Annotated in this window: 1 protein-coding gene; it reads right to left on the minus strand. The window is 70.0% G+C overall.

Features of this window, described 5'->3' with window-relative positions; genetic code table 11:
• Positions 1-1,343: oleate hydratase (locus tag ABZ641_RS37270; protein WP_359989013.1), on the minus strand; the 1,343-nt coding region annotated here is incomplete at its 3' end.
• Positions 1,344-1,423 lie beyond the last annotated feature (80 nt).

Consider the following 1,423-nt stretch of genomic DNA (forward strand, 5'->3'; position numbering starts at 1 on the left):
AACTGGCTGGTGATGTAGGGCATCATCACGGAGGTGATGGTGGTGGAGGCGCGCACCTCCTCCGCGATGTCGTCGAAGCCCAGCTGGCCGAGCAGTTCGGTGAGGATCTCCCGCCCGGTGCATGCGGCCATGGGCTTGCCGGTGAAGTCACCGGGAGCGTCCATGAACAGGCCGTACCCCCACAGGGTGAACACGCCCTCGGGCTGGCCGTCGAAGTGCGGCTGGCGGGGGACGACGATCGACATCAGCCACGGCGAGTCCTTGAAGGTCATCAGCGCACCGGTGCCCGGGGCGTTGCCGCTGTATTCCTCGATCCGCTTGAGCAGGGCGGGGCTGCGCATGGTGAGGGTGAACGACTCCCAGGCGGCCTCGGCGACGCTGCCGTTGAAGACCGACGGCCGGCCGAAGTCGGGCGCCTTCAGGGCCAGCGTCTCCCACAGCGTCCAGCTGCCGTCGCGCTTGTCGCGGACGAGCTCCGGGACGGTGTCGTCCCCGCCGAAGGAGGCGTCGGCGGTCATCGAACCGAGCGTGATGAACGCCAGGTCCAGCTCGGCGAGCTCGACGGTCTCCGGGCCGCTCGCCCGCCGCAGGTGGAGGCGCCCGGCGCGGCGGATGCCGTCCCTCTCGGTGAAGTCGACGTCGGTGACGGTCACGCCCTGCTCGATCCGCACGCCGCGCTCCAGCAGCCACTTGGTGAGCGGCCGCACGACGGAGTCGTACTGGTTGAACCGGGTGCGACGGACGCCCGCCAGGGTGTGGATGCGCGGGAACTCCTGGAGGAAGCGCAGGAAGTAGCGCTTGAGCTCGATTGCGCTGTGCCAGTTCTGGAAGGCGAAGGTCGTCCGCCACATCGCCCAGAAGTTGGTGGCGAAGAAGTGTTCGGAGAAGAACTCGTCGATCCGCCGGGCGCCGATCGCCGACTCGGGTGTGACCAGCAGGCGGGCCAGTTCCAGCCGGTCGCGGGCGTCGAGGCCGAGCCGCGACGCGTCGACGATCCGGTGGTCGCGGTCGATCAGCCGGGCTCTGGCGTCCGTCGGCACCGCCCGGTTGAAGTCGGCGACCTCCTGACGGACGGAGACGTTCGGATCGTCCAGGGTCGGGATCGATTCCAGGAGGTTCCACAGGCACGTGTACGCCTCGTCCTCCAGCATCCGCCCGCCGCGGGTCACGTACGCCCCGTCCGGCGCCTTCCGCCCGTCGAGCGAGCCGCCGGCGAGGGGCATCTGCTCCAGGATGCGGATGTTCTCACCGGGGACGCCGCCGTCCCGGATCAGAAAGGCTGCTGCTGCCAGGGCGGCGATCCCGCCGCCGACCAGATACGCCTTGGAGCTCGGCGCCGTCACGGGCAAGCACGGGGCGGAACTGCCCGGCACCGTCCGGCTCTCCGCCGTCGCCGCCTCGCTGACCGCCACGGCACTGTTCG

This window comes from Kitasatospora sp. NPDC007106 (genome assembly GCF_040634455.1).
In the GTDB taxonomy this organism is placed as follows: domain Bacteria; phylum Actinomycetota; class Actinomycetes; order Streptomycetales; family Streptomycetaceae; genus Kitasatospora; species Kitasatospora arboriphila.